Annotated in this window: 25 protein-coding genes and 1 riboswitch; of the genes, 11 read left to right on the plus strand and 14 right to left on the minus strand. The window is 71.3% G+C overall.

The features are described from left to right. Positions 1-8 precede the first annotated feature (8 nt). The gene (locus ACIQI8_RS21695; protein ID WP_402352902.1) at positions 9-794 is read left to right on the plus strand and encodes a TetR/AcrR family transcriptional regulator; all 786 of its coding nucleotides are present in this window, start codon (positions 9-11) and stop codon (positions 792-794) included. Positions 795-798: 4 nt separating this feature from the next. On the opposite strand, the gene ACIQI8_RS21700 is transcribed toward ACIQI8_RS21695, so the two are convergent. Beyond that, positions 799-3,216 (minus strand): MMPL family transporter, encoded by a 2,418-nt coding sequence (locus tag ACIQI8_RS21700; protein WP_402354091.1) that lies wholly within the window; start codon positions 3,214-3,216, stop codon positions 799-801. A gap of 168 nt (positions 3,217-3,384) precedes the next feature. Between ACIQI8_RS21700 and ACIQI8_RS21705 the strand changes: the two genes are divergently transcribed. Both ACIQI8_RS21705 and ACIQI8_RS21710 read left to right on the plus strand, forming a co-directional pair. Further along, positions 3,385-4,074 (plus strand): response regulator transcription factor, encoded by a 690-nt coding sequence (locus tag ACIQI8_RS21705; RefSeq protein WP_402352905.1) that lies wholly within the window; start codon positions 3,385-3,387, stop codon positions 4,072-4,074. Beyond that, entirely contained in the window at positions 4,071-5,564 is a 1,494-nt protein-coding gene (locus ACIQI8_RS21710; RefSeq protein ID WP_402352907.1) for a sensor histidine kinase, read from the plus strand. The genes ACIQI8_RS21705 and ACIQI8_RS21710 overlap by 4 nt, the downstream gene beginning before the upstream one ends. A 250-nt stretch (positions 5,565-5,814) precedes the next feature. Here ACIQI8_RS21710 and ACIQI8_RS21715 read toward each other — a convergent pair whose 3' ends face one another. The 4 genes from ACIQI8_RS21715 to ACIQI8_RS21730 all read right to left on the minus strand — a co-directional run bounded on the left by ACIQI8_RS21715 (position 5,815) and on the right by ACIQI8_RS21730 (position 9,744). Next, entirely contained in the window at positions 5,815-6,228 is a 414-nt protein-coding gene (locus tag ACIQI8_RS21715) for an ATP-binding protein (protein WP_402352910.1), read from the minus strand. Positions 6,229-6,324: 96 nt separating this feature from the next. Next, positions 6,325-7,881, minus strand: a complete 1,557-nt coding sequence (locus tag ACIQI8_RS21720) for an ABC transporter substrate-binding protein (RefSeq protein WP_402352913.1) — start codon at positions 7,879-7,881, stop codon at positions 6,325-6,327. Positions 7,882-8,147: 266 nt separating this feature from the next. After that, positions 8,148-9,422: a metallophosphoesterase gene (locus ACIQI8_RS21725; protein ID WP_402352915.1), complete on the minus strand. Its 1,275-nt coding sequence runs from the start codon at positions 9,420-9,422 to the stop codon at positions 8,148-8,150. An 82-nt stretch (positions 9,423-9,504) separates the two neighbouring features. Continuing rightward, a complete protein-coding gene (locus ACIQI8_RS21730; protein ID WP_402352918.1) occupies positions 9,505-9,744 on the minus strand; it encodes an SCO4848 family membrane protein in 240 nt (79 codons plus the stop codon). A gap of 91 nt (positions 9,745-9,835) precedes the next feature. On the opposite strand from ACIQI8_RS21730, the gene ACIQI8_RS21735 reads away from it, so the two are divergent. After that, a complete protein-coding gene (locus tag ACIQI8_RS21735; protein WP_402352920.1) occupies positions 9,836-11,131 on the plus strand; it encodes a D-alanyl-D-alanine carboxypeptidase family protein in 1,296 nt (431 codons plus the stop codon). Here ACIQI8_RS21735 and ACIQI8_RS21740 read toward each other — a convergent pair. Genes ACIQI8_RS21740 through ACIQI8_RS21755 form a run of 4 tightly spaced genes read right to left on the minus strand, consistent with a single transcriptional unit; the run spans position 11,079 to position 14,024 of the window. Beyond that, positions 11,079-12,032, minus strand: a complete 954-nt coding sequence (locus ACIQI8_RS21740) for a YihY/virulence factor BrkB family protein (protein WP_402352923.1) — start codon at positions 12,030-12,032, stop codon at positions 11,079-11,081. The two genes, ACIQI8_RS21735 and ACIQI8_RS21740, sit on opposite strands and share 53 nt — an antisense overlap. Further along, a complete protein-coding gene (locus ACIQI8_RS21745) occupies positions 12,020-12,511 on the minus strand; it encodes a GtrA family protein (RefSeq protein ID WP_402352926.1) in 492 nt (163 codons plus the stop codon). The genes ACIQI8_RS21740 and ACIQI8_RS21745 overlap by 13 nt, the downstream gene beginning before the upstream one ends. Beyond that, positions 12,508-13,500, minus strand: coding sequence for a decaprenyl-phosphate phosphoribosyltransferase (locus ACIQI8_RS21750; protein WP_402352929.1), 993 nt, complete (start codon positions 13,498-13,500; stop codon positions 12,508-12,510). The genes ACIQI8_RS21745 and ACIQI8_RS21750 overlap by 4 nt, the downstream gene beginning before the upstream one ends. Then, positions 13,497-14,024 (minus strand): phosphatase PAP2 family protein, encoded by a 528-nt coding sequence (locus tag ACIQI8_RS21755; protein ID WP_402352932.1) that lies wholly within the window; start codon positions 14,022-14,024, stop codon positions 13,497-13,499. The genes ACIQI8_RS21750 and ACIQI8_RS21755 overlap by 4 nt, the downstream gene beginning before the upstream one ends. A gap of 133 nt (positions 14,025-14,157) precedes the next feature. Between ACIQI8_RS21755 and ACIQI8_RS21760 the strand changes: the two genes are divergently transcribed. Both ACIQI8_RS21760 and ACIQI8_RS21765 read left to right on the plus strand, forming a co-directional pair. Then, positions 14,158-15,549: an FAD-binding protein gene (locus tag ACIQI8_RS21760; RefSeq protein WP_402352935.1), complete on the plus strand. Its 1,392-nt coding sequence runs from the start codon at positions 14,158-14,160 to the stop codon at positions 15,547-15,549. Positions 15,550-15,642: 93 nt separating this feature from the next. Continuing rightward, the gene (locus tag ACIQI8_RS21765) at positions 15,643-16,398 is read left to right on the plus strand and encodes a decaprenylphospho-beta-D-erythro-pentofuranosid-2-ulose 2-reductase (protein WP_402352938.1); all 756 of its coding nucleotides are present in this window, start codon (positions 15,643-15,645) and stop codon (positions 16,396-16,398) included. Positions 16,399-16,435: 37 nt separating this feature from the next. Here the strand turns inward: ACIQI8_RS21765 and ACIQI8_RS21770 are convergent, their stop codons facing one another. Together ACIQI8_RS21770 and trpS are read right to left on the minus strand one after the other, a co-directional pair. Continuing rightward, a complete protein-coding gene (locus ACIQI8_RS21770; protein WP_402352941.1) occupies positions 16,436-17,014 on the minus strand; it encodes a 2'-5' RNA ligase family protein in 579 nt (192 codons plus the stop codon). 140 nt (positions 17,015-17,154) lie between these two features. After that, on the minus strand, positions 17,155-18,168 hold the full coding sequence (gene trpS / locus ACIQI8_RS21775; RefSeq protein WP_402352944.1) for a tryptophan--tRNA ligase: 1,014 nt from the start codon (positions 18,166-18,168) through the stop codon (positions 17,155-17,157). A 100-nt stretch (positions 18,169-18,268) separates the two neighbouring features. Between trpS and ACIQI8_RS21780 the strand changes: the two genes are divergently transcribed. From ACIQI8_RS21780 to ACIQI8_RS21795, 4 genes are all read left to right on the plus strand, one after another. Further along, on the plus strand, positions 18,269-18,871 hold the full coding sequence (locus ACIQI8_RS21780) for an RNA polymerase sigma factor (protein ID WP_402352947.1): 603 nt from the start codon (positions 18,269-18,271) through the stop codon (positions 18,869-18,871). Then, positions 18,864-19,961, plus strand: a complete 1,098-nt coding sequence (locus ACIQI8_RS21785) for a hypothetical protein (RefSeq protein WP_402352949.1) — start codon at positions 18,864-18,866, stop codon at positions 19,959-19,961. The genes ACIQI8_RS21780 and ACIQI8_RS21785 overlap by 8 nt, the downstream gene beginning before the upstream one ends. Before the next feature lie 180 nt (positions 19,962-20,141). After that, entirely contained in the window at positions 20,142-20,831 is a 690-nt protein-coding gene (locus ACIQI8_RS21790) for a hypothetical protein (RefSeq protein WP_402352952.1), read from the plus strand. Between the two features lie 183 nt (positions 20,832-21,014). Further along, a complete protein-coding gene (locus ACIQI8_RS21795) occupies positions 21,015-21,689 on the plus strand; it encodes a hypothetical protein (RefSeq protein ID WP_402352955.1) in 675 nt (224 codons plus the stop codon). A 37-nt stretch (positions 21,690-21,726) separates the two neighbouring features. On the opposite strand, the gene ACIQI8_RS21800 is transcribed toward ACIQI8_RS21795, so the two are convergent. The 3 genes from ACIQI8_RS21800 to ACIQI8_RS21810 form a co-directional block, all read right to left on the minus strand. Continuing rightward, positions 21,727-23,181, minus strand: coding sequence for a glycine hydroxymethyltransferase (locus ACIQI8_RS21800; protein WP_402352957.1), 1,455 nt, complete (start codon positions 23,179-23,181; stop codon positions 21,727-21,729). Positions 23,182-23,212: 31 nt separating this feature from the next. Further along, positions 23,213-23,303: riboswitch (ZMP/ZTP riboswitch) on the minus strand. A gap of 73 nt (positions 23,304-23,376) precedes the next feature. Next, positions 23,377-24,561, minus strand: coding sequence for a glutathionylspermidine synthase family protein (locus ACIQI8_RS21805; RefSeq protein WP_402352960.1), 1,185 nt, complete (start codon positions 24,559-24,561; stop codon positions 23,377-23,379). Between the two features lie 7 nt (positions 24,562-24,568). Further along, positions 24,569-24,916 carry a hypothetical protein gene (locus tag ACIQI8_RS21810; RefSeq protein WP_402352963.1) on the minus strand — a complete coding sequence of 116 codons (348 nt, stop codon included), beginning with the start codon at positions 24,914-24,916 and terminating at the stop codon, positions 24,569-24,571. 156 nt (positions 24,917-25,072) lie between these two features. Between ACIQI8_RS21810 and ACIQI8_RS21815 the strand changes: the two genes are divergently transcribed. Next, the gene (locus ACIQI8_RS21815; RefSeq protein WP_402354094.1) at positions 25,073-25,954 is read left to right on the plus strand and encodes a hypothetical protein; all 882 of its coding nucleotides are present in this window, start codon (positions 25,073-25,075) and stop codon (positions 25,952-25,954) included. Positions 25,955-26,006: the final 52 nt, after the last annotated feature.

A 26,006-nucleotide genomic window follows, 5' to 3' on the forward strand; every position in this document is an offset into this window, starting at 1 on the left:
CTGCTTCCGTGCCCGCGAACAACGACGGCCCCGATGAGGGCGTCACCCCCAGCAAGTCCGAGCAGACCCGCGCGCTGATCCTGGAGACGGCCATGCGGCTGTTCCAGGAGCGCGGGTACGACAAGACCACCATGCGGGCCATCGCCCAGGAGGCGGGGGTCTCGGTCGGCAACGCGTACTACTACTTCGCCGGCAAGGAGCACCTGATCCAGGGCTTCTACGACCGGATCGCCGAGGAACACCGGCTCGCGGTCCGCGAGGTGCTGGACCGGGAGACCGATCTGGAGGCGCGGCTCGCGGGTGTGCTGCGGGTGTGGCTGGACATCGCCAGGCCCTACCACGAGTTCGCGGTGCAGTTCTTCAAGAACGCCGCCGACCCGGACAGCCCGCTCAGCCCGTTCTCGCCGGAGAGCGAGCACGCGCGCGTGGACGCCATCAGCGTCCACAGGGAAGTGCTGGCCGGTGCGAAGACCAAAGTGGCGCCCGAACTGCGGGACGTGCTCCCGGAGTTGATGTGGCTCTCCCAGATGGGGCTCGTGCTGTACTGGGTGTTCGACCGGACGCCCGGGCGTGAGCGGAGCTACCGGCTCGCCGAGCGCGGGGCCCGGCTCACCGCGCGCGGGGTCTCGCTGGCCCGCTTCCGGGTGCTGCGGCCCCTCGTCCTGGAGGTGCACGAGCTGTTCACGGACTTCCTGCCGGGGATGACCCACGCACTGCCCGACCCGGCGAAGAAGAAGCGCGGGGCGCCCGCCGACCCGCCCGACGAAGGGCCGGAGGTCGACGGGCGCCCCTGAACGCTCAGTTGACGGCGTCCACCTCGTCCTCCGCCAGCTCGACGTCGTACACGAGAGGCCCGTCCGCCACCATCACGTGCCTGGCCCGGGAGCCGTGCGCCGCGGACGTGACCGCGAGCAGGTAGGCGCCGGGGCCCGGCACCGACACGATGTACGAGCCGTCGGCCAGGGTCGTGACCCGGTCCAGCTGGCGTCCGCCCTTGGACAGGACCGTGACCGCCGCACCCTCCACCGCGTCGCCGTCCGGACTGCGGACGAAGCCGTGCACCGCGGAGGCGGGACCGTCGGCCGCGGGCGCGTTGCCCTCGCCCGTCTCGCCGTCCTCCTTGGGCTCGACCGCGAGGTGCGGCAGCCGCTTCTCCAGCCACTCCGGCAGCCACCAGTTGGAGTTGCCGAGCAGGTGCATCGCGGCCGGCACCAGCGCCGTACGCAGGATGAAGGCGTCGAGCGCCACCGCGGCGGCCAGGCCCACACCCGCCATCGCCGCGCCCGAGTCGCCGCTCAGGACGAAGGCCATGAAGACGCAGACCATGATGAGGGCGGCGGAGTTGATGACCCGGCTGGTCTCGGCGAGGCCCACGCGCACCGCGCGCGCGTTGTCCCTGGTGTGCACCCACTCCTCGTGCATCCGGCTGACCAGGAACACCTGGTAGTCCATGGAGAGGCCGAAGAGCAGCGACAGCATGATGACCGGCAGGAAGGCGTTGATCGGGCCCTCCTTGCCGAGGCCGAGCAGTTCCAGACCCCAGCCCCACTGGAAGATCGCCACCAGGACGCCGAAGGAGGCCGCCGCCGCGATCAGGTTCATCAGGGCGGCCGTCAACGGGACCACCAGGGACCGGAAGGCGACCAGCAGGAGCAGGAAGCCCAGGCCGATGATGGTCGCGATGAACAGCGGCAGCCGTTCGCCGGTCACGGTCGCGAAGTCCTTCGACACCGCCGTCACACCGCCGACGTGCGCGGTGACGTCGGCCTGCCGGATGACGTCGTCGCGCAGGGTGTCGATCAGGTCGTCGGTCTCCTTGGACTGCGGTGACGTGGTCGGCACGACCTGGATCACCGTCACGCCCTGCGCGGGCGGCAGCGGGACCACCTTGGCGACCCCGTCGGTGCCCTGGATGCCCTTGACCAGGGCGGTGGTGTCGCCGGCGTCCGTGACCACCTGGAGCGGCCCGTTGAAGCCGGGCCCGAAGCCCTCGGCGAGCAGGTCGTACGCCTTCCTGGTGGTCGACGAGGAGTCGTCGTTGCCCTGGTCGGTGGCGCCCAGACGCAGCGACAGCACGGGCAGCGCGAGCACGGCCATGACGGCCAGGGCGAGCACGGCGATGCGGCGGGGACGCTTCTGCACGTTCATCGACCAGCGGGCCGAGAGGTTGCTCGTCGACTCGGTCTCGGGGCCCTCGGCGGCAAGCCGGCGGCGCTGGCGGCGGCTGAGCACGCGCGGTCCGAGCAGGCCCAGCAGGGCCGGCAGCAGGGTCGTCGCGGCCAGCACGCTCAGCACCACCGTCAGGGAGGTGCCGACGACCACGCCGTCCAGGAAGCGCAGCCGCGTCACGAGCATGCCGGCGAGCGCGATGCAGACCGTGCCGCCCGCGAACAGCACCGCCCGGCCGGAGGTGTTGAGCGCGGTGACCGCCGCCTCCTCCGGGTCCAGGCCCTTCTGGATGCCGCGCCGGTGCCGCGTCACGATGAACAGCGCGTAGTCGATGCCGACACCGAGGCCGATCAGGGAGGCGAGCAGCGGGGCGATGTCGGGGATGTCGGTGGTGTGGCTGAGGAGCTGGGTGGAGAACAGGCCCATGCCGACGCCGAAGATGGCGATCGCGATCGGCAGCAGCATCGCGAAGAACGACCCGAAGGCCAGGAACAGTACGGCGGCCGCGGCGATGATGCCGACCATCTCCGACAGGCCCTGCGGCGGCTCCTGGACGCGCTGGATGGCCTGGCCGCCCAACTCGACCTCAAGGCCGCCGCGTTCGGCGCCCTGCGCGGTGTCCAGGACGTCCTGGACCAGCTCCTTGGGCACCTCGTTGGCGGGCTTGGCGAAGGTCAGCTGGGCGTACGCGATCTTTCCGTCGCCGCTGACCTGGGCCGCGCCCTGCGCGCCGGCGTACGGGCTGGTGACCGCGCCGACGCCCGGCATCTTCGCGATGCGGTCGAGGGCGGGCTGGATACGGGACTGGACCGCGGGGTCCTTCGCCGAGCCCTGGTCGACCTTCCACACCACCGTGTCGGTGTCCCCGGAGGTGTTCGGGAAGGCCTTCTCCATCAGGTCGTACGCACTCTTGGAATCCGTGTCGGGGAGGGAGAACACGTTCGCGTAGTTCGTGCCCGCGGACGAGGCCGAGAAGCCCAGGCCGAACAGTGCCCCCACCCACAGCAACAGGACCACCAGCCGGTGCCGATAGCACCACCGTGCCAATGCCGCCACTGTCAACACTCCTTAGTCGGTCGGTCGGTTGGTCCCCCAGGTCCTGGGCAACAGGATTGGCGGCGCCACGCGTGCGTGCACACGGCGCGCCCATGACTCTCAAGGAACTCCAAAGACCGATCCGGTCCCGTTGTCAGTGGCCCGGCCGATACTGGGGGCATGACGACGGCTCCAGGCACCGTGCTGGTGGTGGAGGACGAGCCGAGCATCGCGGACGTCCTCGCCATCGCCCTGCGCTACCACCGGTTCGAGGTGATGATCGCGGGCACCGTCCGCGAGGCGCTCGCGCTCGTCGAGCGCACCCGCCCCGACGCGGCGCTGCTCGACGTCATGCTGCCGGACGGCGACGGGCGGGCTCTTGGGCGTGAACTGCGCGCGAGGCGGCCCGAGTTGGCCCTGGTCTTCCTCACCGCGCGGGACGCGCCCGCCGAGATCGTCGGCGCCCTCGGCTTCGGCGACGACTACATCACCAAGCCGTTCAACATCGACGAGGTCGTCGCCCGGATCACCGCCGTCCTGCGCCGCACCCGCCGGGCCGACGTGCTGCCCCAGCGACCGCCGCTGACCTACGGTGACCTGGAGCTGGACGAGACGACGTACAGCGTCCACCGCGCGGGCCGCACGGTCGAGCTGACCCCCACCGAGTACGCCCTGCTGCGTTTCCTCGTGCGCAACGGCGGCCGGATCGTGTCGAAGGAGCAACTGCTGCGACACGTATGGCAGTACGAGCACACCCCGCCCGAGTCGACCGTCGTCGAGACCTACATCAGCTATCTGCGGCGCAAGCTGGACACCCTCGGAGCGCCGGTGATCACCACGCGGCGCGGTGTCGGATACGGGCTTGCATGAAGATCCTTAATCCGTTCCTCCGTCCGGTCCGCCTCACGCTGCGCAACTCGTTCTGCAACCGGGGCCTTCACTCGCTGCGCGCCAAGCTGACCCTGGCCAATGTGGCGCTGCTGGCCCTCGGGATCGTGGCGACCACCGCCGTCAGCCTCATGGGGATGCGGTACTACCTGCTCGACCAGGTCGACGCCGAGCTGATCAAGATGCGCGACTCGCTGAGCAATTCGCAGCTCACGCTGCGGAAGGTCGACTCCCTGGGCGCCCTGGGGTTCGTCAAGGAGAGGCTCGTCCCCGACGACACGGACAAGGACCGCTCGGCGCCGGACTCGATCTACACCGCCGTCGACGACCGGGGCAAGGCCGTCGGCATCCTCGGCGTTCAGCTCACCGAGGCGCAGGTGGGCCTCGCCCGCGCGGCCGACGACGCCCCGGCGCTGGCCCGGGACAGCGGCCCGCACGACGTGCAGGTGAACGGCGCCTCGTACCGGGTCACCGCCGTCCGGCTGTCCGACGGCACGTACATCCTGATGGCGGCCTCCACCGAGGCCCTGCACATGGGCATGGGCAAGGCCCTGCGGCTCGACTTCGCGGTCGGCGGTCTGCTCCTCGCCCTGCTGGCCTGGCTGACCATGATGAGCGTCAGCCGCCGGATGCGGCCGCTGGAGGACATGGTGGAGACGTCGTCGGCGATCGCCGAGGGCGACCTGACCCGGCGGGTGCCCTCAAGTCACCATCCGACGCAGGAGGTCGAGCAGTTGCGCCTCGCCCTCAACTCGATGCTCCACCAGGTCGAGTCGGCGTACCGCACGCGCGAGCGCAGCGCGGCCCAGCTGCGCCGCTTCGTGGGCGACGCCTCGCACGAGCTGCGCACCCCGCTGTCCGCGATCCGGGGTTACCTCCAGCTGTACGACAAGGGCATGCTGAGCGACCCCGTGGAGCGCCGGCGGGCCTGGGACCGGGTGCTGGCCGAAACGGACCGCATGGGCCGCCTGGTCGACGAACTGCTCACGCTGGCCCGCCTGGACCAGGAGCCTCAACTGATCCTGCGCAACGTCGACCTGAGCCGCCTGGTGCGGGACGCGGCCGAGGATCTGCGGGTGCAGCAGCCGGAGCGGCCGATATCGGTCGGCGCCGAGGGTGCGCTCCTGGTGCGGGCCGACGAGTCGGGCCTGCGCAAGGTGCTCGGCAACCTGACGGGCAACGTCCGCACGCACACACCCGCGGACGTGCCGGTGCGGCTCGGTCTGGAGCGGGCGGACGGGGTCGTACGACTCTGTGTCGAGGACAAGGGTCCCGGGCTGTGCGAGGAGGACGCGGCACGGGTCTTCGACCGCTTCTTCCGGGCCGGCGGCGGCGCGGGCAGCGGCCTGGGCCTGGCCATCGTGCAGGGCGTCGTCCAGGCCCACGGCGGCGAGGTGACGGTACGCACGGCCCCGGGCGAGGGCCTGACGGTGACGGTGACGCTGCCGACGCGGGTGGCGGCGGAGGCGTAGTCCTGCCGGGGCTCGGGCGACGGGGTTCGGCCGGGCAGCTCCCTTGAGCCCAGGCAACTCCCTTGAGATGGACGGAAGTTCGCCCCGGGGTCGGCCAGGACTACGGCGCGCGCCGACGGCACCGGCCGGGCTCGCACATTGGCACGGTCCGGCCTTCAACGCGGCTCAGGCCTGGCCCCCGCTCGGACTTCGGCCCGATTCGCTCCCGGTCCCGCTCGCACGTCGGTGCGGGTCAGCCCTCGGCCCCCGGTCACCCCTCGGCCCCCTCCCCGGTCAGCACCAGTGCCCATACCGTCTTGCCATGGCGGCCCCTGATCCACACGCCCCAGGCCGCCGCGAGATGGTCCACCAGGTGCAGGCCGCGGCCGGTCTCGTCCCACTCCGTCACCAGGCGCAGGCGTGGTTCGGTCCGGCTCTCGTCGGAGACCTCCATCAGGCAGGAGCCGTCGGCCAGCGCGGTCACGGCCACCTCGAACTCGCGCTCCAGGAGCGGGCCGTGGCGTACGACGTTGGTGGCCAGCTCGGACACGAGGAGGACGGCGTCGTGCAGGGCCGGGTCGTCAGGGCCGTGGCCCCAGTCGGCCAGGTGGTCGCGTACCCGGTGCCGGGCGAGGCCGACGGAGGCCGGGTGGCGGGGCAGTCGGAAGGAGTCGCGTCTCAGCACATCCACTCCTCACCCCGCGCACACCTCCGTCACATCCTCGTGTGTCGGGTGGGCATCGCGCGCCACTCGGGTGAAGGTCGTACCGTCCGGCCCGCGTCAGATCCAGTCCAGGCTCCACAGCCGGAACACTCCGGTGGCGTCCGAGAGGTACTGGCCGCCGCCGACGTCCTCGTTGCTGAGGACGTACTCCTTGCCCTGCCACAGCGGGATGACCGGCACATCGCGCGCGATGTCCTCCTGCAGCGTCTTGAAGTCGGACGCGGCGTCACCCCGGTCGGGATACTGCTGGCTGGCCTGGATCAGCTGGTCGACGGACTTGCTGCTGTAACCGGTGTTCATGGTGCTGTCGGTGCCGACGAGCGGGCCGCCGAAGGTGTCCGGGTCGGGATAGTCGGCGACCCAGCCGACGGCGTACGCGTCGAGCTTGCCGGTCGCCCACTGCTTCTGGAAGTCGGTCCACTCGTAGCCCTTGAGCGTGACCTTGAACAGGCCGCCGGCCTCCAGCTGCTTCTTGAGGTCCTCGGCCTCCGCCTGGGCCGCGCCCCGGCCCTCGGCATAGCCGTAGGTGAAGGTGACGGGGGTGGTGACGCCCGCCTCGGTGAGCAGTTCCTTCGCCTTCTTCTCGTCCTGGTCGGGGTAGGCGTCGAAGAACGACGTGGTGTGACCGGTGATGCCCGTGGGGATCAGCGAGTACAGCGGGTCGACCGTGCCCTGGTACACCGTCGCGGCCAGCTCCTCGCGGTTGATCAGCCAGGCCATGGCCTTGCGGACCTGGACGTCATGCAGGGGCGAGCTGTCGCGCGTGTTGAGGTAGAGGTTGCGGGTCTCGGAGGTGTCGGACTCGTTGACGCGCTGGTCGGGGTCGCTCGCCGAGAGCCGGGACAGCGTCTTGGGCGGCAGCTGCCGGGCGGCGACGTCGATCCGCTTCGCCTTCCAGGCCTTCTCCAGGGCGGCCGCGCTGCCGTAGTAGAGCAGGTCGATCGGGCGTCCGGTGTCGTGCACATCGCCCTTGTAGTGCGAGTTGGGGGCGAGGACGGCCTTCTTGTTCTTCGCGTACGAGGTGAGCTTGTACGGCCCGGTGCCGTCGGCGCCGGGGTCGGTGCGCAGGCTGTTCCTCGGGTACTTGGTGTGGTCGACGATCGAGCCGGCCCCGGTGGCGACCTTGAACGGGAAGGTGGCGTCCGGCGAGGAGAGGTGGAAGGTGACCGTCAGGCCGCTCGCGTCCACCGACTTGAGGGTGCTCAGCAGCGAGGACGGGCCGACGTCGGAGTTGATCTTCTTGACCCGGTCGAAGGAGTACTTGACGTCCTCGGCGGTCATCGTGCGGCCGCTCGGGAAGGTCAGGCCCTCCTGCAGCACACAGCGGTACGTGGTCAGTCCGGTGCCGACGAAGACACAGCTCTTTGCCGCGTCGGGCACCGGCTCGGCGCCGCCCGGGTCGAAGGTCAGCAGTGACTGGAAGACGTTGCTGAACAGCGCCCAGGAACCCGCGTCGTAGGCACCGGCCGGATCGAGCGCCGTGACGGCGTCCGTCGTACCGACCGTGATCGTCCTGCCGGACTTCTCCTGCGACGGCAGCAACTGCCAGCCGCCCACTCCCGCGGCCGCGAGTACAAGTAGCGTCGCGAGAATCCGCGTGCGAACCGAGCGCATCGGTTTGCCCTCTCCGGGCCCCGCCGGGACCCACCCCACCGTTCACTCCCCAGGCCGCTCCCCCGAGCGGCGCGGCTCACCTAATCACACGCGTTTCAGCCAGGGGAAGAGAAATCTGTCGAGATGAGAGAACACTTACCGAAGGATCGTTTCGGCCGAGTTTCACAGCTCGTCCACAGGATGTGAAAACCGGTGAAATGGGGCTCCTGGCAAGGGAGTTGGCCCTCTCGAAAGGGAGCCGGCATTCCGGAAGGGGACGCTGACTCTTACGCGCGCGTCGAGGCCAGCTCGATCACCGTGATGTCCGAGGGCGCGCCCACGCGCGTGGGCGGCCCCCAGGCGCCGGCGCCCCGGGACACGTAGAGCTGCGTGTCGCCGTACCGCTCCAGGCCCGCGACGGTCGGATTCGCGGCCGCCGCCACGAAGTTGCCGGGCCAGAGCTGGCCGCCGTGGGTGTGGCCGGAGAGCTGGAGGTCGACGCCGTGGTCGACGGCGTCGTGGATCTGCACCGGCTGGTGGGCGAGCAGCACGCACGCGCGCGTGGTGTCCCGGTCGCCCAGCGCCTTGGTGAAGTCGGGGCCCTGGCCCTCGCTCTCGCCCGCGATGTCGTTGACGCCGGCCAGGTCGAACCACGGCAGTTCGGTGCGCGCGTTCTCCAGCGGGAGCAGGCCGAGCCGGCGCACCTCCTCGACCCACTGCTCGGCGCCGGAGAAGTACTCGTGGTTGCCGGTGACGAAGTAGGAGGGCGCGTTCAGCTGCCGCAGCGGCGCGGCGGCCGGACCGAGGTCCTTCACGCTTCCGTCGACCAGGTCGCCGACCACCGCGACGATGTCCGGCTGGGTCCCGTTGATCGTGTCGACGACCCGCTGCGCGAAGCCCCGGCCCAGGGTCGGGCCCAGGTGGATGTCGCTGACCACGGCGATGCGGTAACCGTGCGCCGCGCGCGGGAGCTTGGCCAGCGGCACGGTGACCCGCTTCACGCGCGGGCCGCGCAGGACGCCGTAGGTCCCGTATCCGACGGTCGCGACGGCCGCCGCGGCACCGGCGCCGGCGACGACTCGGGAGACGAAGAGGCGGCGGGAGGGGTCGGGGGTCGCGGGGGGTTCGGCGGGCTGGTCGGCTGTCCCGGAAGAGGCGACGGAGGGTGCCTCCTCGGGCGTCGGCTCCTCTGCGGGCGCCGGCAGCGCTCCCGCCGGGACCGGTTCCCGTACGTCCGCCGTCGTGCGCGCCCGGCGCTCCAGCAGGCGGCGCAGCAGCGGTCGTACGACCTCTCCCGCCACCACCGCGAGCAGCAGGTAGATCGAGAGCGCGAGCCACAGGAAGCCCGGCCAGGCGAGGGTCTGCTGGAGCCAGAAGGGGGCGCCGGACCGCTCGGCCACGAGCGCGCCGATCGCCAGCAGCCAGCCGCCCGCGACGACGGCCACGCCCACGCGGCGCATGACGCCCGGGCCCCGGGTCGTGTCGCGGAAGAGGCGGCGCCACAGATACCAGTTGCCCGCCACCAGGACCGTGAGCGCGAGCAGCGCGAAGACGATGACCACCGTGCCGTGAACCCCGCTGTCTTTTGTGAGGACTTCTGGAGGACTTCCGTGCCGACTTCTGTGCGGACTCCTGCGCCGACTTCTATGAGGCGCGGCGCAATGCGCGCAGTCCGCGCAACCCGATGCCCCCCACAACCGTCCCCAATACGAAGGAGACGACGGCGAGCGTCAGGTGCACCCAGAAGTACGCCGTCGGGTTCCCGTCGTCGAACGCGAGCCCGCTGCTGTCCTTGACAAGGTTTTTGACGAAAGTGACCCAGATGACCCAGCTCCACACCCCGAAGGCGAGCAGGAACCAGGAGACCGGGCGGCTGAGCTTCATGCGTTCAGTATCGCCGCCGTCCGTCCGGTTCCCTTCCCGGGGTGGGGTGGGCGGTGGGACTTCCCGTCGCACGCCATGTACGTTCTCGTCCGTGCCCGCTGCCAAGAAGACCGCCAGGCGAACCCTGCTGGTCACCTCCGCCGCCCTGTCGTCGCTCGCGCTCACCGCGCCCGTCGCCCTCGCGGCCCCGAGTCCCTCGACGAGCCCGAGTCCTTCGACGAGTCCGTCGGCCACTCCCCCGGCGAAGATGTCGACCGTGGGCGGCGAACGCCTCGGACAGGCGGGCACGCAGGTCGATCTGGGCACCGGCGCCCCGGTGCTCCCCAAGGACCTCACCGCCCGTTCCTGGATCGTCGCCGACGCCGAGTCCGGCGCCGTGCTCGCCTCGCACAACGCGCACTGGCGGCTGCCCCCGGCGAGCACGATGAAGATGCTGTTCGCGGACACGGTGCTGCCGAAGTTCCCGAAGACCGAGAAGCACAAGGTCGTCCCCGCCGACCTGGCGGGCATCGGTGCCGGCTCCAGCCTGGTCGGGATAAAGGAGGGCGAGACCTACACGGTCCGCGACCTGTGGCTCGGCGTGTTCCTGCGCTCGGGCAACGACGCCGTGCACGTGCTGTCGGCGATGAACGACGGCGTCGACACCACCGTCCAGCAGATGAACGAGCACGCCGAGGAGCTCCAGGCCCTCGACACGCACGTGGTCAGCCCCGACGGCTACGACGCGCCCGGGCAGGTCTCCTCCGCGTACGACCTGACCCTCGTCGCCCGCTCCGGGCTGCAGAAGAAGGACTTCCGGGAGTACTGCTCGACCGTGCGGGCGCAGTTCCCGGGCGAGACGAAGAAGAGCAAGAAGGGCAAGTCGGTCCGCAAGTCCTTCGAGATCCAGAACACCAACCGGCTGCTGAGCGGCGACTACGACACCCCGGTGTACCAGGGCATCGCGGGCGTCAAGAATGGTAATACGACGAATGCGGGCGCGACCTTCACAGGGGTCGCCGAGCGCAACGGCAAGGTGCTGCTGGTCACCGTCATGAACCCGTCGAAGAACGACCACAACGAGGTCTACAAGGAGACCTCCAAGCTCTTCGACTGGGGCTTCAAGGCGGCCGGCAAGGCGCAGCCGGTGGGCGAGCTGGTGGCACCCAGGGGCGCGCAGGCGAGCGCCCAGCCAGGCGCCACGGCCTCCTCGGGACAGGCGGGCGGCTCCGGCGACGCGTCGTCGGACCCGGTGACGAAGAAGGCCGCGGCCGAGGAGGACTCCGGCGGCATCGGGACCGCGCTCGCGATCACGGGCGGCGCGCTGGTGCTGCTCGCGGCCGCCGCGTTCCTGGTCAACCGCCGCTGGCCGCTGCCTGATCTGGTACGTCGTCGTCCTCGTCCCTGACCTTGCGGATCTCCCCGCTGCGCTCCTCGGCCTCCTCCTCACGGATCTCGTCCTCCTTGCTCTGCGTCGCCGTCCAGGCGGCGCAGAACAGGACGAGCTTCGAGGTGAAGTTGATCCACAGCAGCAGCGCGACGGGCACGCCGAAGGCGCCGTACATGTTCTTCGCGGCCACGCCCTGCATGTAGCCGCTCAGCAGCAGCTTCAGCAGCTCGAAGCCGATGGCGCCGGTCAGCGCGGCCACCAGCAGCCGACGGCGCTTCGGCTCGACGCCCGGCAACAGGGTGAGGACGTACAGGAGCAGCAGGAAGTCGGCGAGTACGGCGACGGTGAACGCGGCGATCCGCAGCAGGGCCCGGCCGATGCCGCCCTCCTGGAGGCCGAGTTGCTCGCCGATCCAGCCGACCAGGGCGGAGGCGACGGTCGAGATGGCGATCGTGACGAGGACCGCGCCGCCGAAGCCGATCAGGATGACCGCGTCCTTGGCCTTGGCCAGGATCGGGTTCCCGTCCCGGTCCGGCAGCTCCCACACCGCCCGCAGACAGTCGCGCATCGACCCCACCCAGCCGATACCGGTGAACAGCAGCGCGGCGCCGGCGATGAGGCCGATCGTGCCGGCGTTCTCCACCAGGCCGTGGATGTCGAGCTGGTCGGAGATGCCGGGCACCTGGTCGGCGATCTTGTCCTGGAGCGTGTTCTGCTGCTCGGTGCTGAGCGTGGCGGCGGCGATCGCGGCGGCCACGGTGAGCAGCGGGAACAGCGCGATGAAGCTGATGAACGTCATCGCGGCGGCCAGTCGCGACCACTTCACCCGGTCCAGGCGCTCATAGGACCGCCACGCGTGCGTGGCGGTCAGGCGCGTCATCAGCGGCCCGACGACGGGGAGCTTCTTCAGCCAGTCCATGATCCGACTCTGCCCTCACTTCGGAAAACCAATGTCCGAGTACCCCAGAACCGCAGGATCGTCGCGAAGGCCATGCCGATTACAGCACCTGAGACGGTGTCCGCGCGCTGCGAGGTGAGGCCGAGGCCGTAGTGGCTGACGGCGAGGCACAGGAGCTGGACGAGGGCGCCGGCGAGGTTGACGGCGACGAAGACGGCGTAGGGGCGCAGGCCGCCCGGTCCGGTGCCCCGGTAGGTGCCGAGCGCGTTGCCCGTGTACGCGACCGAGCAGCCGGCCACGAAGGAGAGCGCCTTGGCGGTGATCGGGTCGAGTCCCGCCGGACCGCGCAGCCAGGTGAAGAGGGCGAGGTCGGCGGCGTAGGCGAGGAGTCCTACGGCTCCGAAGGCGAGGAGTTCGCGGCGGCGGGGCGGGCTCGGGGATGCCGGACGGGTGAGGGGCGTGACGGGGCGCGCGGGCGGCGCCGGGCTCGCGTGGGTCACCAGTTCGCCACCGCCAGCGCGTACATCGCCAGCCACACCAGTGCGATGAGGGCGAGTGCCCGGTCGTGCAGGACGACGTCCTCGGGCTCGCCCGCGGTGCCGCGGTCCGCGAAGACGGCGTACCTCAGGATCGCGAGGATGAACGCGACCATGGACAGCTGGCGCCAGGGCAGCACGCTCGCGTGCGAGACGCCGCCCTCCTCCAGGGCCCACAGGCAGTAGCCGAGCACGGCGACCCCGGCCGCCAGCTGCCACACGAACCTCAGGTAGCCGGTGGTGTACTCGGTCAGCAACGCCCGCGTGGCGCCGCCTTTCCCGGCCATCTGCACGGCCTCCGAGTAGCGCTTGGCCGAGACCATGAACAACGCGCCGAAGCCGGTCGTGATCAGAAACCAGCGCGAGAGCGGGATCCCGAGGGCGAGCCCGCCGATCATCGCCCGCATCAGGAAGCCGGTCGTGACGACGACGAGGTCGACGACCAGGACGTGCTTGAGGCTGACGCAGTACGCCAGTTGCATGCCCAGGTACGCCGTCAGGAGCGCCGCGACGACCGGGGAGACCAGCCAGGCCGCGAGCGCCGGTGCGAGCGCCGCGAGGGCGCCTCCCACGGCGTGGGCGAGGGGTACGGGGACCTGTCCGGCGGCGACCGGGCGGTGCCGTTTGGTGGTGTGGGCGCGGTCGGCCTCGGCGTCGCGGGCGTCGTTGATCAGGTAGACGGCGGCGGCGCAGGCGGTGAACAGCGCGAAGACCAGGGCGAGTTGGGTGAGCGCGTGCCGGGTGAAGAGCTGGCCCGCGGCGGCCGGAGCGGCGACGACCAGGACGTTCTTGACCCACTGCTTGGGGCGCGCGGTCCTCAGCAGACCGCGGAGGACCGAGCCGAGGCGGGAGCCCTTGCGGGGTGGTGGGGTACGTCGCTGGGGCGTGCGCTGTTCCAGAAGCGCCGTCTCGCGGGTGCGCGCGCTGCCGGCGAGGGGCGCGGTGTCAGTCATGAGCGCCCTCCCGCATCCGGCGCGACCTTCATCCAGCGCGATCCGATGCGTGCCGTGAGCGCTCCGAGGACCGCGCCCGCCGCCACGTCCGAGGGGTAGTGGACTCCGACGACCAGGCGGGAGAGGCACATCGCGGCGGCGAGCGGCGGGACCGCGTGCGCGCCGAGCGCCCCGAAGGCGACGGCCGCCGCGGCGGCGGAGGTCGCGTGGGAGCTCGGGAAGGAGTGGCGGCCCGCGGTGCGCACGAGGGGTTCGACGTGGGTCGGACGCGGGCGGCGCACCACTCTCTTCACGCCCATGCTGACGAGGTGGGCACCGGCGGTGAGCGCCGTGCCGCGCACCCAGGCGCCGCGTCGTGCGCCGTCCACGGCGGCTCCGGCGAGCCCCGCCGCGATCCACAGCGCGCCGTGCTCGCCGGCCCGGGAGAGGGCGCGCGCGGCTCCGGCGACGCGCGGATCGGCGCCGTACGCCCGGCAGGCCGAAAGGACTCGGTGGTCCAGGTCCATGGGGTCCGTGTGGTCCATGTGGACTCACTGTTCACGTCAACACGGCCGGAACTCCGGCAATATTGAGCGACATCCCATTAATCACCCATTTCGGGGAGAGAGGTCATGTTTATGAACAAACCGATCACATAGGGGCGATACGGTCGCCGACATGTCTGCCGACGCCGCATCCACGTCCGCGCCCGTTCCCGCAGCCGCCTCCCTCCCCGTTCCCGTCACCGGCTGGGGCCGCACCGCGCCCACGGCGGCCCGTCCGGTCCGTCCAGGGACGTACGAGGAGGCCGTTGCGGCCGTCCGGGGCTGCGGGGCCCGCGGGGGCATTCCCAGGGGCCTGGGGCGGGCCTACGGGGACGCGGCGCAGAACGCCGGCGGCACGGTCCTCGACATGACGGGTCTCGACCGCGTCCACGCGATCGACGCCGACGGCGGCATCGTGCTGTGCGACGCGGGCGTCTCCCTGCACCGGCTGATGGAGGTCCTGCTGCCGCTCGGCTGGTTCGTGCCGGTGACGCCGGGCACGCGCCAGGTGACGGTCGGCGGTGCGATCGGCGCGGACATCCACGGCAAGAACCACCACGTCTCGGGCTCCTTCTCCCGGCACGTCCTGTCCTTCGAGCTCCTCACCGCGGACGGCACGATCCGCACGGTGAGCCGCGGCACGCCCCTGTTCGACGCGACCACCGGCGGCATGGGTCTGACCGGTGTGATCCTGACGGCGACCGTTCAACTGCTGCCCGTCGAGACGTCCTTGATGTCGGTCGACACCGAACGGGCGACGGACCTCGACGACCTGATGGCACGCCTCACGGCGAGCGACCACCACTACCGCTACTCGGTCGCCTGGATCGACCTCCTCGCGCGAGGAGCGGCGACGGGCCGCGCGGTGCTCACCCGCGGCGACCACGCGCCCCTCGACGCACTGCCAGCACGCACGCGTAGAGCACCGTTGGATTTCCGGACCCGCCGGCTCCCGGCCGCCCCCGCCTTCCTGCCGGAGGGCCTGCTGAACCGCACGACGGTGGGCCTGTTCAACGAGCTCTGGTACCGCAGAGCGCCACGCGCGCGTACCGGTGAACTCCAGCGGATCCCCACCTTCTTCCATCCCCTGGACGGCGTACCGCACTGGAACCGCGTCTACGGCCGCGGCGGCTTCGTGCAGTACCAGTTCGTCGTCGGACACGGCCAGGAGGAGGCCCTGCGCCAGATCGTGCGGTGTGTCTCCGAGCACCGGTGCCCGTCCTTCCTGGCCGTCCTCAAGCGCTTCGGGGAGGCCGACCCCGGCTGGCTCTCCTTCCCCGTGCCCGGCTGGACGCTGGCCCTCGACATCCCGGCGGGCCTGCCAGGGCTCGGCGCCCTCCTCGACCGGCTCGACGAGGACGTGGCCGGGGCCGGCGGACGCGTCTACCTCGCCAAGGACTCCCGGCTGCGCCCCGAACTGCTCGCCGCCATGTACCCGCGCCTCGACGACTTCCGGGCCCTGCGCGCGGAACTCGACCCGCGCGGGGTGTTCGTGTCGGACCTCGCCCGCCGCCTCGCCCTCTGAGCGGCCCCAAGCTCCGGACGACGTCCGGGCAACCCTCCGCTCCACCTCAGGCAACCCCCAGGCACCCTCCAGGCACCCTCTAGGAGCTCTCTCGTGAAGGACGCCTTCGGCCTCCCCCAGTCCCTGCTCGTCCTCGGCGGTACGTCCGAGATCGCCCTCGCCACCGCCCGCCGTCTGATCGCCCGCCGCACCCGCACGGTGTGGCTCGCCGGACGCCCCTCGCCCGCCCTGGAACAGTCCGCGGAGCAGTTGCGCGGCCTGGGCGCCGACGTGCACACGATCGCCTTCGACGCGCTCGACCCCGACGCCCACGAGGCGGTGCTCGGCAAGGTGTTCGCCGAGGGCGACATCGACATGGTGCTGCTCGCCTTCGGGATCCTCGGCGACCAGGCGCACGACGAACGCGAACCGGCCGCCGCGGTGCGCGTGGCGCAGACGAACTACACGGGCGCGGTGTCGGCAGGACTCGTGGGCGCACGCGCGCTGCAGGCCCAGGGCCACGGCTCGCTCGTGGTGCTCTCGTCCGTCGCCGGGGAGCGCGCCCGCCGCGCCAACTTCATCTACGGATCCAGCAAGGCCGGCCTCGACGCCTTCGCCCAGGGCCTCGGCGACGCGCTCCACGGCACCGGCGTGCACGTCATGGTCGTACGCCCCGGGTTCGTGCGCTCGAAGATGACGGCGGGTCTGCCGGAGGCACCGCTGGCGACGACACCTGAGGCGGTCGCGACGGCCGTCGAGCTGGGCCTGCGCCGCCGCTCGGAGACGGTGTGGGTGCCCGGCACGCTACGTGTGGTGATGTCGGCCCTGCGGCACGTCCCGCGCGGGGTGTTCCGACGGCTGGCCCTGTAGGCGTCCAGGCACGGGCTGCCCTCGGCCGGGCATCCGCCTACCGACTGGGGATGGTGCCCCGCTCCACATGACCGGCCTGCGGCGGCACCACCGAACTCCCGAAGGGGAACTCCCTCAGCTTGCGCCACACGCCGTCCGCGCCCTGCTCGTACAGCGCGAACCCGGTGCACGGCCACTCGGCCTCGTAGTCGGCGAGCTCCTCGAAGGCGCGGTCCATCGCCTCGTCGTCGATGCCGTGGGCGACCGTCACATGAGGGTGGTACGGGAACTGCAGTTCGCGCGCGATGGGCCCGGAGGCGTCGCGGACCTGCTTCTGCAGCCAGGTGCACGCCTCGGCGCCCTCCTCCACGCGCACGTAGACGACGGGCGACAGCGGACGGAAGGTACCCGTGCCGGACAGCCGCATCGGGAACGGCCGGCCGTTCCCGGCGAGCTCCGTCAGATGCGCCTCGACGGCCGGCAGCGAGGCGCCGTCGACCTCCGTCGGCGGCAGCAGGGTGACGTGCGTGGGGATGCCGTGAGCCGCGGCGTCCCCGAAGCCAGTGCGCAGCTGTTGGAGCAGGCTGCCGTGAGGCTCCGGGACCGCGATCGACACGCCGATCGTTACGGTCCCCACGTCATCTCCTGTCGTCGTCTCGGTCGGTCGTTCCCCGCCGTTCGGCTATCGACTGTACGGCCACGGATGGGATGCGGGCAGGCGCAACCGTAGTGATGTGCAGCGCTCTGCCCAGTGGTACGTGTGTGCGGTCGTGCGCCTCAGTGCTTGGCGGGCAGGAAGCCGACCCGGTCATAGGCCTGGGAGAGGGTCTCGGCGGCGACGGCACGCGCCTTCTCCGCGCCCTTGGCCAGAATCGAGTCGAGCGTCTCCGGGTCGTCCAGATACTGCTGCGTGCGCTCCTTGAAGGGCGTCACGAACTCGACCATGACGTCGGCGAGGTCCGTCTTGAGCGCGCCGTACATCTTGCCCTCGTAGTCCCGCTCCAGCTCCTCGATCGACTTGCCGGTGAGGGTCGAGTAGATCGTGAGCAGGTTGCTGACGCCCGGCTTCTCCACGGCGTCGTAGCGGATGACGGTGTCGGTGTCGGTGACCGCGCTCCTGACCTTCTTGGCGGTGGCCTTCGGGTCGTCGAGGAGGTTGATGAGGCCCTTCGGCGTGGACGCCGACTTGCTCATCTTGATCGACGGGTCCTGAAGGTCGTAGATCTTCGCCGTCTCCCTGAGGATGTACGGCTTCGGGATCGTGAAGGTCTCGCCGAAGCGGCCGTTGAAGCGCTCGGCGAGGTCACGGGTCAGCTCGATGTGCTGGCGCTGGTCCTCACCGACCGGCACCTCGTTGGCCTGGTACAGCAGGATGTCCGCGACCTGGAGGATCGGGTACGTGAACAGGCCCACGCTCGCCCGGTCGGCACCCTGCTTGGCGGACTTGTCCTTGAACTGGGTCATGCGGGAGGCCTCGCCGAACCCGGTCAGGCAGTTCATGACCCACGCCAGCTGGGCGTGCTCGGGGACGTGGCTCTGCACGAAGAGCGTGCAGCGCTCCGCGTCGAGCCCCGCCGCCAGCAGCTGCGCGGCGGCGAGCCGGGTGTTGGCCCGCAGCTCCGCCGGGTCCTGCGGAATCGTGATCGCGTGCAGGTCGACGACCATGTAGAACGCGTCGTGGGACTCCTGCAGGGCCACCCACTGACGCACGGCGCCGAGGTAGTTGCCGAGGTGGAAAGAGCCTGCGGTGGGCTGGATTCCGGAGAGTACGCGGGGTCGGTCAGAAGCCATGTTCACCATTCTCTCAGGTGTTGGGGGCCGGTCCGGAACCGATCGGAAACAGATGTGACACGGGTGGGAACCGATCCGGGTCGGGCGGTGTACCAAAAGTGTGAGAACGCGGGAGGGGGGCCGCATCGTCGATGAGGCCGCGGTGATCGCACGCGTACGCGCCGGAGAGCCGGAGGCGTACGCGGAGCTGGTGCGGGCCCATACGAGCATCGCGCTCAGGGCGGCCACGGCACTCGGGGCGGGTGCGGACGCGGAGGACGTGGTGCAGCAGGCCTTCGTGAAGGCGTACTGCGCGCTGGGCGGGTTCAAGGAGGATGCCGCCTTCAAGCCGTGGCTGCTGTCGATCGTCGCCAACGAGACGAGGAACACCGTGCGCACGGCGGCCCGGCAGCGCACGCTCGCCGGCCGGGAAGCGGCGTTCGCCGAGGCCGAGCCGCTGATACCGGAATCGGCGGACCCGGCGGTCGCGACCATCGAGACGGAGCGCCGCGCGGCCCTGCTGTCCGCCCTGGAGAAGCTGAGCGAGGACCACCGCCTGGTCGTCACCTACCGCTATCTGCTGGAGATGGACGAGCCGGAGACCGCCCAGGCCCTGGGCTGGCCGAGGGGCACGGTGAAGTCCCGCCTCAGCCGGGCCCTGCGGAAGCTGGGCAGACTGCTGCCGGATTTTCAGCCTCGGGAAGGGGGTGATGAGCATGAGTGAGCCGCACGAGGACGACGGTCTCGACGCTTTCGACGGTGAGAGCTACGAGGGTCGGAGTTACGAGGGTGAGGGCGGCCGTGCCGCCGGAGGCACCGGTGGCCGGGGCCCGCGCGGCCGTGGTGACGGCCGGAGCGGCGGCCGGGGTCCGCGAGGACGCGAGCGCGGACGTGAGCAGGGACGTGAGCGGGGCCGGGCCCGGGAGGATGCCGCCCGGCTGCCGGAGGAGCTGAAGGCGCTGGGCCGGTCGCTGGACGCGCCCGGCACCGCAGGCGCCGACGACTCCGAGACGATGGTCGAGCGGGTGCTGGGCCAGATACTCGCCGAACAGCTGCCGACCCCGATCCCCGAGCCACGCCCGGTCGGCGCCCGCCTGCGGTCGGTCCGGCACTGGACGCGCCTGCGCTGGCGCTCGCTCAGCGCCCTGCTGTGCGGTCTGCTGACGGTGCTCGTGCTGACGCCCCCGGTGCGGGCGGCGGTCTTCGACTGGTTCGACTTCGGTGGGGTCGAAGTGCGGTACGACCCGTCGGCGGTGCCCTCGCCCGGCGCCGAGGTGCCCGGCTGCGGCCGGTCGGTGTCGCTCGGACAGGCCGAGCGACGCGCCGGGTTCGAGCCGCTGGTGCCGAAGGCGCTGGGCCTCCCGGACGCGGTGGCGGTGACCGGTGAGCCGCACGGGCGGTTCCTGGTGAGCCTGTGCTGGCGCGAGGACGGGCACACGGTCCGGCTCGACGAGATGCCGAACGCGCTGGATCTCACCTTCGCCAAGACCGCGCGCGAACAGCCGGAGTGGATCCCGCTGGGCGAGGAGACCTCGACCGACGGCATGTCGGACTACGCCCTGTGGTTTCCCCGCCCGCATCTGCTGAGCTTCTGGCTGATCGACGCGGACGGCAGCCGCTTCACCCGCAAGGAGCGGACCGCGGGGCCGACGCTGCTGTGGATGCACCGGGCCGGCTTCGACCAGGTGACGCTCCGGCTGGAGGGGGTGACGTCGAGGGCACGGGCGCTGGAGATCGCGAAGGAGCTGGAGAAGTCCGGCGGGTTGTCTGCCGACGGCTCCGCTGCCGGTTCTGCCGACGGCTCCGGGAATTAGTGCGGTCGGGGTGGGAACCCCGGCGGGTCGGGCGGTGTACCAGAAGTGACAGGCGGCTCGGGGACGGGTCGAGGGGACGACTGGTAGGGGGACGGGATGCGCGGGTGGCGGAACAGTTGGCGCGGACGGGTCCGTGAACTGGCGGTGCTGGCAGGTGCGTTGGCGGTGACGCTGGTTCTGATGACGTGGGTCGCGTCGTCGGCCTCGGCGGGCGGCCCGACGAGCGTGCTGGTGACCTCGCCGAGCAGCGGCCAGGCCACCGGGTTGTACTACTCCGACAAGGAGTACGGCGCACTGCAACAACTGCTCGGCACGGCGGACGTGGGCAGCCGAGACCAGCCGTCCGAGGTCGATATGGCGAACGCGCGTCAGATCAACGTCACTTGGATGGCGCACGACATGTCACCCTGGCGCGTGGACCGGGTCTTCCCCGTCGACTCCGGGCGCCACGCCGTCTGGATCCACACGGCGGCCAATGTGCTGGAAACGCCGAACGGTTACTGGCACCGAGCCGACCACCCCGTCGAACTGCGCGCTCTGCTGCAGAAGTTGGGCGTGATGGGCAAGGCCTCGGGCGACGGTGGCTACGGGGGCATCTTCCCGGAACCGTGGCGATCGGAGGAGCCGACCCCGGATCCGGCCACGGTGCCGACCGACGTACCGGACACCTCGACCACCACCGTGTCGGTCGGCCTGCCGGACCCGCCCGACGGCACCCGTTGGTGGTCCAACTGGTGGTGGACGCTGCCGGGGGCGGCGGCCGGGGCGGGGTTGGCGGTGATGCTCCGGCCGCTGGCGTCGCGGCTGCCGTCGGGTCGGTGGCGTGGCGGGCGGGAGCCGGGACCCAGGCAGGAGTTGCGGGACGTATGAGGGGCCGCGGACGGACTCGGCGGGCGATGGTGTGGCTGGCGGTGTTGTCGCCGGCGGTGGCGGTGAGCTTGTGCGGGGCGCCTACGGCCGACGCTGCGGTGGCCGCGGGGGCTGGGGCCGGGGCAGTGACCCGAGTACCGGCGGAGGCACCGACGCGGGGCCGGGACAGCCCCCGACACGGCGATGATCGTCGCGGGTGGCACGGGCCGGACGATGGCGTTGCGCTCGGGCGAGCCCGCGTTCGCCCGGCTGTCGGAGTTGCTGCGGCCGACATACACCGGGACTGAACGGGTGCCGGAGGAGTGGACCAAGGGTCGGTATCCGCCGGTGGACTTCACGGTGATCTGGGGGCTGTCGGGTGTCGGGGGCTGGCCGCGGACCCATCGGGCGCCGGGCGGTGACGTGGCGGTGGAGCGGCAGGACCAACTGTTCGTGGCGGCGGACGGTTCGCCGTGGGTGCGCAGTGACCTCGCGCCGGATGTGGAGGACGACGACATCCGCTGGCACCGGGCACCGAGTTCGATCTTCGTGACGTTGGAGCAGCAGAGCGTGCTCGACGGACTCGGGGACGGGCCGCGGAGCAGACCCGGGGACGGCACGGGCGAGGGCGCCGCCGGGAGCGGGTCCGCGCGGACCGGCTCGGCCGCGGCGGACGGCTCGGACAGAGCGGGGGCGGCGAACAGGCTGGGCGGAGGTGGGTTCGGCCGGGATGGTGTCTGGTGGGCGCTGCCGGGCCTGGCCGTGGGGCTCGCGGTCGGGGCCGGGGGCATGTTGCTGATACGCCGCGCGGCGGACCGGCAGAGAGCCGGACCGCCGCGGGAGGAGCCACGACATGAGCTGATCGACCTCGACCGGTGAGGTGCGGTGCGCCCCTTTGGGCCTCGGGCCTCGGGCCTCAGCCCAGGTCGATCTCCGGGTAGAGCGGGAAGCCGGCCACGAGGTCGGTGGCGCGGTGGGAGATCTCGTCGGCGACCTTGGGGTCGAGGACGTGCTGGGCCTTGGAGGGCACGCCCTTGCTGGTGGTGCCGGGCTCCGCGGTGGTGAGGACGCGGTCGATGAGCGCGGCGACCTCGTCCATCTCGGCGGTGCCGAGGCCACGGGTGGTCAGGGCGGGGGTGCCGATGCGGATGCCGGAGGTGTACCAGGCGCCGTTGGGGTCGGCGGGGATGGAGTTGCGGTTGGTGACGATGCCGGAGTCGAGGAGGGCTGCCTCGGCCTGGCGGCCGGTGAGGCCGTAGGAGGTGGTGACGTCGATCAGGTTGAGGTGGTTGTCCGTGCCGCCGGTGACGAGCGTGGCGCCGCGGCTCATCAACCCCTCAGCGAGGGCGCGGGAGTTGTCGACGATGCGCTGGGCGTAGTCGCGGAAGGAGGGCTGACGGGCCTCGGCGAGGGCGACTGCCTTGGCGGCCATGACGTGCGGGAGCGGACCGCCGAGGACCATCGGGCAGCCGCGGTCGACCTGGTCCTTGAGGGAGTCGTCGCACAGGACCATGCCGCCGCGCGGGCCGCGCAGCGACTTGTGGGTGGTGGTGGTGACGATCTGGGCGTGCGGGACCGGGTCGAAGTCGCCGGTCAGCACCTTGCCGGCGACGAGGCCGGCGAAGTGCGCCATGTCGACCATCAGGGTCGCACCGACCTCGTCGGCGATCTCGCGCATGATGCGGAAGTTCACGAGACGGGGGTAGGCGGAGTAGCCGGCGACGATGATCAGCGGCTGGAACTCGCGGGCGGAGGTGCGCAGGGCCTCGTAGTCGATGAGGCCGGTGGTGGGGTCGGTGCCGTAAGAACGCTGGTCGAACATCTTGCCGGAGATGTTCGGGCGGAAGCCGTGGGTGAGGTGGCCGCCGGCGTCCAGGGACATGCCGAGCATGCGCTGGTTGCCGAAGGCCTGGCGCAGTTCGGCCCAGTCGGCCTCGGAGAGGTCGTTGACCTGGCGGACGCCGGCCTTCTCCAGGGCGGGGGCCTCGACCCGCTGGGCGAGGACGGACCAGAAGGCGACGAGGTTGGCGTCGATGCCGGAGTGCGGCTGGACGTAGGCGTGCCGGGCGCCGAAGAGTTCCTTGGCGTGCTCGGCGGCGAGGGACTCGACGGTGTCGACGTTGCGACAGCCGGCGTAGAAGCGGCGTCCGACGGTGCCCTCGGCGTACTTGTCGCTGAACCAGTTGCCCATGGCGAGCAGGGTGGCCGGGGAGGCGTAGTTCTCCGAGGCGATCAGCTTGAGCATCTCGCGCTGGTCGGCGACTTCCTGGCCGATGGCGTCGGCGACGCGCGGCTCGACGGCGCGGATCACGTCGAGGGCGGAGCGGAAGGCGGTGGACTCGGGGGAAAGGGGCGCAGAGCTGTCGGGCATCAGGACCTCCGGACGTGGCGTTCGGCGTTCACGGTACGGCCCAGGCGCACGGCACACAGTTTCCGTTCGGGCCGCTCCCCGATGGTTGGTCCCATCCCAGCGCGCCAGTCACGGCCCGCCGGTCAGCCTACCGGGGAGGTCGCCGGCCGGAGGTGCCGCGTCCACCATGCGAGCGATGGCGGCGGGGCGGCGGACTCACTGGATGACGTGCGGGAGGAAGCGGGCGTACTCGTCCGTGACCAGGCCCGACGACTCCCGGATGCCGAGGCCGGCCGACTCGTTCTCGACGACCCAGGCGCCGAGGACGACGTGGTTGCCGTCGAAGTCGGGCAGCGGGGCCAACTGCTGGTAGCAGCAGGGTTCTTCGGGCGTTGCCTGGGGCGTGCCCGGGGCGTGGATCGTCACGCCCGCGCCCTCGCGGCCGAGCAGGGGCTTGGCGACGTAGCCCGTGGTGCGGGCGAGGTCGCGGGGGCCGTCGAGATAGGACGGGAGGAGGTTGGGGTGGTCGGGGTACAGCTCCCACAGGACGGCCAGCAGGGCCTTGTTGCTGAGGAGCATCTTCCAGGCGGGCTCGATCCACAGGGTGGTGCCGGTGCCGCCGCCGTTGTCGAGGGTGTCGAGGACGTGGTCGGCGAAGCGGTCGGTGGTGAGCCACTCCCAGGGATAGAGCTTGAAGCAACTGCGGATGAAGCGGAGGCGGTTGTCGACGAAGCGGCCGGAGAGGGGGTCCCAGCCGATCTCCTCCATGGAGATCCAGTCGGTGTCGAGGCCGGCCTGTTCGGCGGTCTCCTTGAGATAGGCGACGGTCATGAGGTCCTCGCCGAGTTCGTCGGCGGCGGAGTGCGCGAAGTGGAGGGGCGCGCCCGGCGGGAGGAGGGCGGCCTGGTTCTTCCAGGCGGCGACGAGGCGTTCGTGGAGGGAGTTCCACTGGTCGGCGCCGGGAAAGCGGTCCCGCATCCAGAACCACTGGGGCGAGGCGGCCTCGACGAGGGAGGTGGGCGTGTCGGCGTTGTACTCCAGGAGCTTCGCCGGTCCGGTGCCGTCGTAGCGCAGGTCGAAACGGCCGTAGACGGAAGGGAGTTCGGCGCGTCGGTGCCAGGCCTCGGCGACGGCCTGCGCGAGGCGGGGGTCGGTGATGCCGAGGTCGGCGAGGCGGTGGTGGGAGACCATGTGCTCGGCCGCGGCCAGGCACATGCCGTGCAGTTCCTCGACGGTCTCCTCCAGGGCCTCGACCTCGGGGAGCGTGAAGGAGTAGTAGGCGCTCTCGTCCCAGTAGGGGCGCAGGGAGTCGTCGGGATACCGGGTGAGCGGATAGACGAGGCCCTGTTCCTCGACGGTGCGCTGCCAGTTCGGGCGGGGGGTGATGGAGTGCCGTCGCATGGGTCGGTCAGCCGCCGGAGCTTCCCTTGCCGCTGCCGAAGCCGCCGCGGTCGACACTGCTGCCGTGGCCGCCGCCGGAGGAACCGGAGCCCTTGCGCGGCTTGGTGAAGGAACCGCCCTCGACCCAGGAGCCCTTCTTCTTGCCGCCGTAGTACCAGGCGCCGTTCGCCGAGGTCCTGGTGGAGTTGCAGCTCTTGTCGGCGACGACCTTGTAGCCCTTGGCGAGCTGGTAGCTGTCGCGGTCGACGCAGCGCTTGTCGGGGTCGGAGGAGCAGGCGGTGAGGGCGGCGGCGAGCAGTCCCATGCCGCCGAGTACGACCGTGCCCGAGCGTAGTTGTCGGCGTGCGTCCGCCATGTTCCGTCTCCCCGTTGATCCGACGGCCCCGCGATCGACCGGTCGCCGTCAGGCTGTTGTGTGATCTTCGGCGGACAGCCTAGAGATCGGTGAGAGCGCGCCACGAGGCACCCCGCCCGTACTCCCCTCCCCTACAGTCACTTTGTGATCTTTGGGATGGTGTGCGCGCTCGGTGCGGCGGTCTGCTTCGGTACGGCGACGGTGTTGCAGGCCGTCGCCACGCGGGAGGCCGACGCGGAGACGGCCGGCACGCGCCCGACCGGCGCCGGCGGGGAGGCGGCGCTGCTGCTCCGGGCCGTGCGGCAGTGGCGGTATCTGCTGGGGCTCGGTCTTGACGGGCTGGGGTTCGTGTTCCAGATCGCGGCGCTGCGCTCGATCCCCATCTACGCGGTCGGTGCCGCACTGGCCTCCAGCCTCGCGGTGACGGCGGTGGTCGCGGCCCGGCTGCTGCGGGTGCGGCTGAGCGGCATGGAGTGGGGCGCGGTCGGGGTGGTCTGCGGCGGACTGGCGATGCTGGGGCTGGCCTCGGGTACGGAGGGGGACCGTGCCGGGTCGACCGCGCTGAAGTACGCGATGCTCGCGGTCGCCGTCGCGGTCCTGCTGCTCGCGCTGGTCGGCGGGCGCTGGTCGGGGCGGGACCGGGCGCCGGCGCTCGGGCTGGGGGCGGGGTTCGGGTTCGGGGTGGTGGAGGTGGCGGTACGCCTGATCGACTCGATCGCCCCGGCGGACCTGTTCACCAACCCGGCGACCTACGCCCTCCTCCTCGGCGGCGCCGCCGCCTTCCTCCTGCTGACCTCGGCCCTGCGGCACGGTTCGGTGACGGCGGCCACCGCCGGAATGGTCATCGGCGAGACGATCGGCCCGGCCGCGGTGGGCGTGATCTGGCTCGGCGACCGCACCCGGGAGGGCTTGGTGTGGCTCGCGGTGCTGGGGTTCTGCGTGGCCGTGGCGGGGGCGTTGGCGCTGGCACGGTTCGGGGAGGCGCCGCCGCCCTCCCCGGGGATTTCCCCTGGCCCTTCCCGGAGGCCTGAGGGCTGACGCGCTTCCTACTGTTCCGTGTGCGGCCGGAGAACCGGCCGGATGGAGCAGG

The organism is Streptomyces sp. NPDC092369 (assembly GCF_044755245.1).
Lineage (GTDB): Bacteria > Actinomycetota > Actinomycetes > Streptomycetales > Streptomycetaceae > Streptomyces.

Bases quoted from the DNA above. Each gene is read 5' to 3' on its own strand.
- ACIQI8_RS21705 (WP_402352905.1), top strand. From the start codon at position 3,385: ATGACGACGGCTCCAGGCACCGTGCTGGTGGTGGAGGACGAGCCGAGC.
- ACIQI8_RS21710 (WP_402352907.1), top strand. From the start codon at position 4,071: ATGAAGATCCTTAATCCGTTCCTCCGTCCGGTCCGCCTCACGCTGCGC.
- ACIQI8_RS21720 (WP_402352913.1), bottom strand. From the start codon at position 7,881: ATGCGCTCGGTTCGCACGCGGATTCTCGCGACGCTACTTGTACTCGCG.
- ACIQI8_RS21730 (WP_402352918.1), bottom strand. From the start codon at position 9,744: ATGAAGCTCAGCCGCCCGGTCTCCTGGTTCCTGCTCGCCTTCGGGGTG.
- ACIQI8_RS21740 (WP_402352923.1), bottom strand. From the start codon at position 12,032: ATGGACTGGCTGAAGAAGCTCCCCGTCGTCGGGCCGCTGATGACGCGC.
- ACIQI8_RS21750 (WP_402352929.1), bottom strand. From the start codon at position 13,500: ATGACTGACACCGCGCCCCTCGCCGGCAGCGCGCGCACCCGCGAGACG.
- ACIQI8_RS21755 (WP_402352932.1), bottom strand. From the start codon at position 14,024: ATGGACCACACGGACCCCATGGACCTGGACCACCGAGTCCTTTCGGCC.
- ACIQI8_RS21760 (WP_402352935.1), top strand. From the start codon at position 14,158: ATGTCTGCCGACGCCGCATCCACGTCCGCGCCCGTTCCCGCAGCCGCC.
- trpS (WP_402352944.1), bottom strand. From the start codon at position 18,168: ATGGCTTCTGACCGACCCCGCGTACTCTCCGGAATCCAGCCCACCGCA.
- ACIQI8_RS21785 (WP_402352949.1), top strand. From the start codon at position 18,864: ATGAGTGAGCCGCACGAGGACGACGGTCTCGACGCTTTCGACGGTGAG.
- ACIQI8_RS21790 (WP_402352952.1), top strand. From the start codon at position 20,142: ATGACGTGGGTCGCGTCGTCGGCCTCGGCGGGCGGCCCGACGAGCGTG.
- ACIQI8_RS21795 (WP_402352955.1), top strand. From the start codon at position 21,015: ATGATCGTCGCGGGTGGCACGGGCCGGACGATGGCGTTGCGCTCGGGC.
- ACIQI8_RS21800 (WP_402352957.1), bottom strand. From the start codon at position 23,181: ATGCCCGACAGCTCTGCGCCCCTTTCCCCCGAGTCCACCGCCTTCCGC.
- ACIQI8_RS21805 (WP_402352960.1), bottom strand. From the start codon at position 24,561: ATGCGACGGCACTCCATCACCCCCCGCCCGAACTGGCAGCGCACCGTC.
- ACIQI8_RS21810 (WP_402352963.1), bottom strand. From the start codon at position 24,916: ATGGCGGACGCACGCCGACAACTACGCTCGGGCACGGTCGTACTCGGC.
- ACIQI8_RS21815 (WP_402354094.1), top strand. From the start codon at position 25,073: ATGGTGTGCGCGCTCGGTGCGGCGGTCTGCTTCGGTACGGCGACGGTG.